Source organism: Micromonospora sp. NPDC047753, from assembly GCF_040642735.1.
In the GTDB taxonomy this organism is placed as follows: Bacteria; Actinomycetota; Actinomycetes; order Mycobacteriales; family Micromonosporaceae; genus Micromonospora.
Genome location: NZ_JBEYSL010000234.1, coordinates 1 through 9,965 on the forward strand (window position 1 = coordinate 1; position 9,965 = coordinate 9,965).

5 protein-coding genes and 1 pseudogene are annotated in these 9,965 nt (G+C 71.9%); 3 read left to right on the forward strand and 3 right to left on the reverse strand.

Annotated elements, in window-relative coordinates; genetic code table 11:
* The coding region (locus ABZ749_RS19905) for a glycosyltransferase family 4 protein (RefSeq protein ID WP_357229804.1) at positions 1-1,090 on the forward strand (1,090 nt) is incomplete at its 5' end.
* On the opposite strand, the gene ABZ749_RS19910 is transcribed toward ABZ749_RS19905, so the two are convergent.
* The 3 genes from ABZ749_RS19910 to ABZ749_RS19920 are packed head-to-tail and all read right to left on the reverse strand — an operon-like array spanning position 1,075 to position 4,898.
* Positions 1,075-1,269, reverse strand: coding sequence for a hypothetical protein (locus ABZ749_RS19910; protein ID WP_124858362.1), 195 nt, complete (start codon positions 1,267-1,269; stop codon positions 1,075-1,077). The genes ABZ749_RS19905 and ABZ749_RS19910 overlap by 16 nt on opposite strands.
* Positions 1,270-1,304: 35 nt before the next feature.
* Entirely contained in the window at positions 1,305-3,014 is a 1,710-nt protein-coding gene (locus ABZ749_RS19915; RefSeq protein WP_357229807.1) for a hypothetical protein, read from the reverse strand.
* Entirely contained in the window at positions 3,015-4,898 is a 1,884-nt protein-coding gene (locus tag ABZ749_RS19920; RefSeq protein WP_357229809.1) for a hypothetical protein, read from the reverse strand.
* A gap of 161 nt (positions 4,899-5,059) precedes the next feature.
* Here ABZ749_RS19920 and ABZ749_RS19925 point away from each other — a divergent pair, with 161 nt between their 5' ends.
* Positions 5,060-9,421, forward strand: coding sequence for an alpha-(1->3)-arabinofuranosyltransferase (locus ABZ749_RS19925; RefSeq protein WP_357229811.1), 4,362 nt, complete (start codon positions 5,060-5,062; stop codon positions 9,419-9,421).
* Between the two features lie 95 nt (positions 9,422-9,516).
* Positions 9,517-9,965 (forward strand): annotated as a pseudogene (locus tag ABZ749_RS19930) (polysaccharide biosynthesis protein); the annotation flags it as partial.

The following is a 9,965-nucleotide window of genomic DNA, read 5'->3' on the forward strand; positions in this document are numbered from 1 at the left end:
CGAGTTGGTGTCGCGCGGTTTCCGCGCCACCCTCTTCTGCGCCGCCCACAGCGAGGCACCCGGCGACGAGGTCAACGAGGCAGGCGTCCGGCTGGTGCGGCGCGGCGGCAGACACACGGTCTACCTGTGGGCGGCGCTCTGCTACCTGGCCGGCGCAGTGGGCGTGGGCCCACTGTCGAGCCGTCGGGGCGGCCGGCCCGACATCCTGGTCGACGTCTGCAACGGGTTGCCGTTCCTCTCCCCGCTGTGGACACGGCGCCCGGTGGTCAAGCTGATCCACCACGTGCATCGCGAGCAGTGGCCGGTGGTCCTTCCGCAGTGGGCCGCCCGGTTCGGCTGGTGGGTCGAGTCATCGCTCGCCGTACGCGTCTACCGGCGGTGCCGATACGTCACCGTCTCCGAGGCCACCCGTAGAGAACTGGCCGTGCTGGGCGTACCGCCGGAGCAGGTCGCCGTGGTGCACAACGGCACCCCGGCGCTGCTCCGCACCGACGCCGAGCGGGCACCGTTCCCGCTGCTCGTGACGCTGAATCGGCTGGTGCCACACAAGCGGGTCGAGGTGGCGTTGCGGGCGGTCGCGGCCCTCGCCGACGAGTTGCCCCAGCTGCGGCTGGTCGTCGCCGGCCAGGGCTGGTGGGAGTCGCACCTGCGCGAGCTCGCCGCGGAGCTGAACATCATCGAGCGGGTGGATTTCCGTGGCTTCGTGACGGAGGAGGAAAAAGCCGCTCTGCTCGCCTCGGCCTGGGTCGCCCTGACCCCGTCACTCAAGGAGGGCTGGGGCCTGACGATTGTCGAGGCGGGTTCCGCGGGCACGCCAACGGTCGCGTTCCGGGAAGCGGGTGGAGTCGCCGAAGCTGTCGTCGACGGGCGTACCGGCCTGCTGGCCGACGACATCGACGATTACCTGGCGAAGGTGCGCACACTTCTGCACGAGGACGAAATGCGGCGAGAGATGGGGGCGCAGGCCCGGGAGCACGCGGCGAGCTTCACCTGGCAGGCCGCGGGTGGGCACTTCGCGGACCTGCTGGGCGGTGTGGAGTCGCCCCGCCCGGTGCAGCAGCGGGGCGAGCCGTCCTACCTGTCGCCGTAGACCACGGGGGCGTACGGGTCCTTCTTTCCGGCACGCTTGGCCGCTTCCGAAACACTCTTGGCCTCGTTGGCCGCCTCTTTGTCGGTGGCGGTCGCGGCGGCCGAGAGCCCGCCGAGGGCCAGGATCCCCAGCAACGCCGCCACCATGCCGGAGACGACCAGGGTCAGAGCTCTACGCATGCCAATCCTCCAATGGCGAGACGTGCGAGCGGACGTTACCACGCAGTAGGGCGCCGGTGTAGTGCCGAAATGGCGGCAGCCATGACCACCAGAAGGGCAGCGCCGAGCGCCATCACGACTGCCCACGCACCAAGTCCAGGGGGGGTCGATTCCGGAGGAACAGCGGGATTTCGGTAGAGGGTGAGAGACGGTCCCTCGTGAACGGCTTCGAGATCACGAAGGGTCGCAGGGTCGACCTCGCTGGGCAGTTGGTGCTGCACCACCACCCAGCGCACGCCGGTGGCCGAGACGGGCCGCCCCTCGGCCAACACCCGGCGCACCTCGCGGAGCCGTGGATTCTCGCCGGCCACCGCGACATCGCCGACCCGCAGTGTGTCGTCGGTCAGCACCGTCCCCGGCAGATAGCGCGGCAACGGATCCAGGACGACACGTCCCGGGTTCCACGGGTAGGCCCGGTAGGCGGACAGCGGCAGCGCGAGGATCTCCCCCGGCTCGCCGGCCACCCGCTCGGCGACCACCTGCCAGTCCGCCGGATAGCTCACCGGACGGAGCCGGCCGGCACCGCCGAAGGCGAGGTCCGGCATGACGGCCACTGGCAGGAGCAGCAGGCCGACCAGAACCACCCCCGCCACCTCCCGGTCGATCCTGGCCACCAGCCGCTCGGCTCCCAACGCGGCACACGCCACCAGCAGCAGGGCGTACGGGGCCAGGAACTTCTGGCCGTCTCGAAGCAGCCCCGCACCCGGCAGATGCACCACCGCCCAGCGCAACGCGGCGGCCCCGCCGGGGAGCACCCCGAGGGCAGCGAGAAGGCAGGCGACCCCGGCGAGCACCGCCAGCCGCACCGCCGCACCCGGGGGCAGCCGACGCCGCAGCAGGCCGGCACCGACACCGGCCAGGATCAGCAGGAGCAGGGTCGCCAGTGGCACCAGCGGTGCCGCGCGACTGGAGGGGGTCGCCTGGGCGCTCCAGACGCCACCCGTACCCGCGAGCGCCACCAGCGGACCGGCCCAGTTCTCCGAACGCGCCGCGAACGCCGCCACCCCCGCCGGATCGGATGACCCGCCGGCGCCGGTGACCAGGGCCGCGGTCACCCAGGGGGCGTTGAGTAACGCGACGCCGCCCACCACGAGCGCCGACCGGCGAACGTGCGTCCGGTCCCACACCAGCAGGACCACCGTGCCCAACGCGATCAACCCGCCGGTCGGGGTGATCGCGGCGGGAGCGGCGGCGAGCACCACCCGAGCGAGCGCGCCATCACGACCCGCTCGCAGGTCCAGCGCCGCCCGGACCAACCAGGGCAGCGCGGCGTACGCGAGCAGCAGCCCCCACTGTCCGATCAGCAGCCGCTCGGCAAGGTAGGGCGTCCACGCGTACGCCACCGCGGCGAGCAACCGGACCGCGAGCCGTTCGGTCGGCACCAGACGGCCGGCGCCGACCGCGGCCAGGAGAACCGCCCCACCGAGCGCCACCCGCTGCACCGCCCAGCCCGGCACGAGCTGGGTGACCAGGGACATCAGTGCGTCCATCGGCACCGCCCGGGGCAGAGTCTGCGCCGGGGCGACGAGATCCCAAGTCAGCGGCTGCCGGGGTACGAACACCATGTCGTACAGCAGCGCGTAGCCGGGTGCCGCGAGCGGGGCCAGCACCAGCACCGTGACAGCCGCCGCAACGGCGTACAGCGGCAGCGCGTCCCGCACCCGCCGCACCGGTGGGGCCCCGACGCCGGTGGTCTGCTCAACCATTCACGATGCCGGCACCGCGCGGCCGACGGTGATCAGTTGGGTGCACGCCCTGACCCCCGAGGTGCTCACGGTGACCTCGACGGCGTCCCCAGCCCCCTCCAGCAGGAAGAACACGTCGTTCAGCCCGCGCTTCAGGGTGATCACCCGGACGGCGTCCCCGAGACGGAAGAGTGCCGTCGAGTCGCCTGAACTGACATAGCCGAAATGGATCGCGTACGGCCACTCCTCCAGGTACCCGTCCAACGGGATTCGGGCGGGCTGACCGCCCTCCGCCAGGTGCCCGCAGTCGGGCACCGTGCCGGGCACGATCTTCCGCCCCTGAACTGCGACCGGACGGATCCGGCCGAAGTCGTCGAACATGAACGGCTTCTCGGCCTCCTCCACGAACGTGGGCCGACGCTCGGCCGGGCGGAAGAAGTGCGACTGGAGATTGTCCGGCCAGAAGTAGCCGGCGATGACGCGGTCCGGGACGGTGGTTTCCAGGAAGACGGTGCCCGGCGCAGCGGCGGCAAGCTCGATCTGCGTCGTCGCGAGGTAGTCCCGTCCGTACTTGGTGCTCCAGTTGTCCCCGAAACGGGCCGTGCTCCACAGCGTGCCCACCCCGATGGTGGCCAGGACGACGATTATCGAGACCAGGCCGACCGCGAAGGCACCCGGCTCCCGCAGAACGGTCGGCACCGGCCACGCGGACACGTCCTCCTCATCGGCGTCCTTCGTCCCCAACAGGGCCGCGCCGACACAGATCGCGGCGACCAGCACCACGTCGGCGACGTACCGGGGAATGATGCCCACGAACGAGCCGAGCGGCCCACCGAGGCGGGTCACGGCGAAGAGCGCGGCGACCAGCCCGAGGTAGCACGCGAGCAGCAGCCAGGCCCGCCGGGCCGACGGGCGCCGCCGCGCGGTGACCACGATGAGAGCCCCCAGCACCGCCCAGGACAGCCACTTGGCGATGTCGTACGGGTTCACGGCCGGCGGACCGTCACCGGCGTACGCCCAACGCCAGGGGCCGCCGAGCAGACCCGGAACGACGGTTTCGCCGACCAGATCACCGAGGAATTTGAGGACCTGACCGACGGATGTGGGTTCGTCCAACTCGCGGGCGGGACGGGTCAGATAGAACGCCAGGTACGCCCCCGAGAGCGCACCGAGCACCAGCCACGCCGGCCAGTGTCGGCGGACCGTCGTCACCAGGCTGCGCCAGGCGCCGCCCGACGTGAAGAGGAAGACGGTCAGCAGGAACAGCAGCGGCACGATCAGCAGGGACTTGGTGTCGAAGAGCAGGCCGAACACCACCCACAGGACGACCGCCACGAGGTGCCGCAGCCGGCCGGTCCGCACGTACCAGACCTGGGCCGTCGCCGCCATGACCAGGGCCAACTGCATCGGCATCACGAGCAGCCCGACCAGCCACAGCGAGGAAACCTCGAGCGTCAGCGGGCTGAACACGAACAGGCACAGCGGGATGAGCAGCCCCCAGCCCGGCCGGAGCAGATGGCGCAGCAACCGGTAGACGGCGAACCCGATCGCCGCCTGGCCGACCGCCAGCAGCAGCACCCAGGGCCAGGTGACAAAGCCCGCCACCCGCACCATCGCCCACGCCACCAGCAGGCCGCCGGGCATGAGGTGGTTGTTGAAGGTACGCAGGAGGAAGTCCGCGTCCAACCGGGTGTCGAGGACCTGGGCAGCGATGACGAACTCGTCCTGCGAGAACCAGCCACGGGTGGCAAGGCCGGCGCGCCACGCGACGGACACGACGATGAGGGCGATCGCTACCGCGCGGACGCGGTCGGCACGGAACCATCGGCCGACCGGCCCCGGCCGGTCGCCATCGGACGCGACGCGTTCCGGACGCGTCTCGGCCTCAGCTTCTGGCATTGACATGGTCGGCAGCCTGCCACACGCTTACACGCCGTGGGGACGGCCGTTCTCCCGATAACGCCACCGCAGCGCCCCTGGTCGCCCGTCCGTGCCCGGTCCGGATAACGTCGCGCGACAGTCGTCGGCTGCGGGTGCGCGTCCGGCCGGTGAAGACAGGAGCCGAAATGCGTGCAGAGGTGACCAGTGGCGCCGCTCCGGCGTCCAGTCGAAGCCGGCACACGGCCCGACGGTTCCGGCACCTGGTCATCTGCATCGCGCTGACCGCCCTCGCATTCCAGCAGGCCCCGGGTCAGGTCGTCCCCGACACCAAGGTCGACCTGAGCGTCAACCCGGCCGGCTGGCTGCTCCGCTCGCTGCACCTCTGGGACCCCACCGGCACGTTCGGTCAGCTACAGAACCAGGCATACGGATATCTCTGGCCGATGGGCCCGTTCTTCCTGCTCGGATCGGAACTCGGCCTCGCGCCGTGGGTGGTCCAGCGGCTGTGGTGGGCGCTGATCTTCTGTGTCGCCTACCTGGGAGTGGTACGGCTGGCGGGCAGGCTCGGCATCGGCACGCCCGCCGGACGCATGATCGCCGGTGTCGCCTTCGCGCTGTCACCCCGCATTCTCACCCAGCTCGGCTACGCCTCGGTGGAGTCCTGGCCCAGCGCCATCGCCCCCTGGGTACTCATCCCGCTGGTGGGCCTCGCCCGCGGCACCCCCCTGCGGCGCGCCGTCGCCGGGTCGGCCGTCGCCGTCGCCTGCGCCGGTGGAGTCAACGCCACAGCCGTGGCCGCGGTAGTGCCACTCGCCCTGCTCTGGCTCGCCACCCTTCAACCCGTACGCCGACGCGTCACCGCCATCGCCGCCTGGTGTGGCGCGGTGGCGCTGGCCACGGCGTGGTGGTTGATTCCGCTGCTCGTTCTGGGGCGGTACAGCCCACCCTTCCTGGACTACATCGAGACCGCCCGGAACACGACCAGCGTCACCGACGCGGTCACGACGCTCCGCGGCGCCTCCTACTGGCTCGCCTACCTGGCCTCCCCGTTCGGGCCGATCCTTCCGGCCGGCGCACGACTCGCCAACGAGGCGGTGCTGGTCGCCGCCACCCTGGTGGTCGCCGCCCTCGGTGTCCTTGGGCTGTCCCGACGCGGGATGCCGCACCGCCGCTTCCTCATCACCGGTCTGGTGCTGGGCGCCGCGCTCGTCGGTCTCGGGCACGTCGGTGACCTGCCGAACATCCTCGCCGGCCCTCAGCGGGAGTTCCTCGACAGCGTCGGTGCCCCACTGCGCAACGTGCACAAGTTCGACGTTCTGCTCCGCCTGCCCCTGGCCCTGGGCATGGCGCACCTGATCGGCCTGGCCGTCCGCGCGGCACGCACCGCGCCCGAGCAGCATCGCCCCCGAACGGTCGCACGCGCCTGGCTCACCGCCGGCGTGGCCATGGTCGCCGTCACGGCGGTTGCCACGCCCGCGCTTGCCGGCGGTCTCGCCACGCCAAGCGGCGTCAAGGCGGTGCCCGGCTACTGGCATGAGGCCACCGACTGGCTCGACGCGAACACCGGACGCGGGCGGGTGCTCGTCGTACCCGGGGCGCGCTTCCCCTCGTACGACTGGGGCAACACCACCGATGAAATCGCCCAGCCGCTGCTGAACAGCCGGTGGGCGGTACGCAACGCCATCCCCTTCACCCCCCCGACCACGATCCGGCTGCTGGACGCGATCGAGTCGACACTCGCCACCGGCTCCGGCTCGACCGGGCTGGCCGACCTGCTCGCCCGGTCCGGGATCAGCCACGTCCTGTTCCGCGCCGACCTTGACCACGGCCGCTCCGACACGGCCCGCCCGGCAGTGGTCCGCCAGGCACTGGATCGCTCACCCGGGTTGACCCGCGTCACCTCCTTCGGCCCCCTGCGCGGCAAGCCCTCGTCCTCGGACGAGTTCCGCGACCAGGGGCTCGACGTGCCCGTCCGGGCGTTGGAGGTCTACCGGGTCGACCGGCAAGTCGAGCCGGTCGTCGCATACGACAGTGACGCCGTGACCACCGTGGTGGGCGGCCCCGAATCGCTCCTCGACCTCGCCGCGGCAGGGCAGCTCGGCGCGGCGCCAACGATCCTGGCGGGCGATGCGGCGGCTGCCGGCGTCGCCGGTCCGGTCGCGATGACCGACGGGCTGCGCAGGCGGGACGTGTCATTCGGCCGAGCGCGCGACAACGCCTCACAGACCCTCACCGCCGACGAAACCTTCGAGGTGACGGCACCCGCCCACGACTACCTACCCGAGTGGGGAGCGCAGCAGTCCACCGTCGCTCGTTTCGAGGGCATCAGCGCGATCCGCGCGTCGACCGCCCGCTCGCAGGTGGACTCCCCCGGCGGCGCCCGCCCCGAGCACCAGCCGTACGCGGCGATGGACGGCAATCCCGAAACCTCCTGGCAGTCCGCGCCGTACTCGCCCAGCGACCGCCAGTGGGTCGAGGTAGGCCTCGCCAACCCGACACGGGTCACCCAGGTCGAGGTCTGGTTCGACGTGAAAGCCGACGCCCTGCCCACGAAGGTGACCGTCACCGCCGGGTACGAGAGCCGCACCGTCGAACAGTTCAGCGATCACATGGTCTTCGAACTGCCCGGCGTCCACGCCACCCGCGCGGTCCAGATCACGATCGACGACGCGTACGACCTCCGCTCGCTCGGCAACAGGTCGGTCGGCATCGCCGAGATCAAGATTCCCGGCATCCAGACCAGCCGTACCCTCGTCCTTCCCGCCGCACCGGCCACCGACCGGCCGGCGACCGTCGTCGTGTCGGCGGCGCCCACCACACCGGCCTGCTTCTCCGTCGACGGCCACCCGCGCTGCTCCACCGACGCCGTCCGCGGTTCCGAGGACGCCTCCACCATCGACCGGACCCTCACCCTGCCCGCGGCCGGCGCGTACGACGCCAAGCTGTGGGCGCGGCCAACGGCCGGCCCGGACCTGGACAACACTCTCGACAAGCTGGTGGCCGACGCACAGCCGCTGCGCCTCGCCGCGCAGGTCAGCGCCTCCTCAACGGCCGTTGCCGACCCGACCGGTCGGGCCGGCGCGGCGCTCGACGGGGACCCGACCACCAGTTGGTCACCGGCGGTCAGCGACGAGGCACCGATCCTGCGCCTCACGTGGCTCAAGCCGCAGACCATCACCGGGCTCCGGCTCTCCGTCGACGACGGCACAGCCGCCACCCGCCTCGGCAGTGTGCGGGTGGTCGGCGACGACGGTTTCCGAAGTAGCCTGCTCGGCGACGATGGGCTCCTTCGCCTGGACCCGCCGATGCGGACCGACGAAATCACCATCCAGTTCCTCGACAAGCCGTCCGCCACGAGCACGGACCCGTACAAGCTGCGGTTGCCGGAGAAGCTGCCCGTCGCGGTCGGCGAGGTGACCGTGCTGCCCGGAGCGTCCATCGTCAAACCGCGCCTCGACGCACCCCTGACACTGGCCTGCGGGTCGGGCCCGACGCTGCAGATCGGCGCGTCCCGGGTGACCACCACGCTCCGCGGCACACTCCGCGACCTGCTGGAACTGCGCGAAATGCCGGCCACACCGTGCGGGCGGGCCACACCCCGACAGCTTGACCTGGGCCGCGGGGAGCATCGCCTCGTGACCACACCGAGCAAGCTCGCCTCGCCGACTCGGGTCGCCCTGGTGCCGCGGACGCCCACGCCGACCCCGGCGGCGGTCGCCGGCGCCGTCGAGGTGGGCTCCTGGGACGCCACCGAACGACGGGTACGGGTGGCCGATCACCCCGTCGACCGCGTACTCGCCGTGCGGGAGAACACCAACACCGGCTGGGAGGCGACCATCGGCGGGCGGACGCTGAAGCCGCTGGTGGTGGACGGATGGCAGCAGGGCTGGATTCTTCCCGCCGGCACCTCCGGGGAGGTGGTACTCCGCTTCGCCCCGGACACGACGTACCGGGCGGGCCTTCTGCTCGGCGGCATCCTGCTGGCGGTGGTGGTCCTCCTCGCGGTGCTGCCCGCCCGGCAGCCCACCGGGCGCACGTCGTCGACCGCCGTACCGCGGGGCCGTCGTCGGGTCACCCGATCCCTGCCGTTGTTGGCCGTCGGTGCCGCCGCGCTGGTGTTGTGGAGCGGTTTCATCGGCGGCCTGCTGGTCGCGGCGGGCTTCATGCTGGCGGTGCCCGGCCCACGCCGCCTGCCCTGGCCAGCCGACCCACGTCGGGCCAGGACGATCAGCCGGGCCGTCGAGACGTGGCTCCCCGGCGTGCTCGTCCTGCTCGCCGGGTGGCTCTATCTCAATTCGACGCAACGCAACACCGACGCCCTGTTGCAACTCATGATCGTCGTTGCCCTGGGCGCTCTGTGGCTCTCCACCACCGCCCGGCGGCGGCCCGTACGCCGGGCCAGGCCGACCGCCGTGACCTCGGCCGTTGCGTCGACTGCGCTGGTCGGGGAGGGACCAGACTCGGACCTGGCCAAGCCGGACCCGACCGAACCTGACCCGGCGGGGCCGGCCGACGGGCAGCTTCCGACCTTCTCGGAGGTCACGTGAGCCCTTGGCGACCCGTCCGTCCGACGGCGACCGAGCGGACAACGCAGACGGCGCGGCCGGCGGAGACGGAGGATCCGGGCCGACGGAACAACGGTCTGGGCGCCGCGGGGATCAGCGTCACCCTGGCCGGGGTGCTGGTCAACGGCCTGGCCTACCTGGTGCCGGTCCTGGCCGCCCGACGGCTCGACCCGGCCGACCTCAGCGTGCTCGCCGCCGCCGTCGGTCTGGTGGCCATCGTCGGTGTGCCCGGGCTCGGCCTGCAACTGGCCGTCGCCGTGCACCGCGCCCGGCACGGCGCATCCGACACTCGGCGGCTCACCGCTGTCACCGCCGCAGTGTGCGCGGGAACCCTCGTCGCGGCGACACCACTGCTGGTCATCGCCCTGGATCTCCCGGTCGAGATGCCCGCGCTGCTCGCGGTCACCACCGCGGCGATCGTGCTCTCCTCACGCTCCCTCGGAGAATTGCAGGGAAGCCAACGCTTCGTACGACTCGCCATCGGGATGGCGGTGCTCGCCGCCGGCCCGAGTTCCGGCCCCGGTCA